Annotated in this window: 1 protein-coding gene; it reads right to left on the minus strand. The window is 62.3% G+C overall.

The window, feature by feature from the left end:
- A partial coding sequence (locus J4D25_RS26835; RefSeq protein ID WP_258536633.1) for a DUF5801 repeats-in-toxin domain-containing protein occupies positions 1-228 on the minus strand: 228 nt, incomplete at both ends.

Consider the following 228-nt stretch of genomic DNA (forward strand, 5'->3'; position numbering starts at 1 on the left):
ATCAACGTCGGTTCCACGCCAGTGGTACTGATGCTCGGCCCGTCGTCCTTGAACACCAGGTTCTGCCCGATGTTCAGCGTCGCCTGGGCGCTGTCGCCGTCCCCGTCGGTCTTGGTTGCCGTCAGCGTCACCAGGTTGTCCGAGGTCAGGCTCGTCGAGTCATCGGGATTGGTTGTGTTGGAATGCACCACAGCGCGGAGCTGGTCAAGCGTGACGCTGCCATTGGCA

It is taken from the genome of Pseudomonas sp. GW456-L13 (assembly GCF_017350115.1).
Taxonomy (GTDB): Bacteria; Pseudomonadota; Gammaproteobacteria; order Pseudomonadales; family Pseudomonadaceae; genus Aquipseudomonas; species Aquipseudomonas jessenii.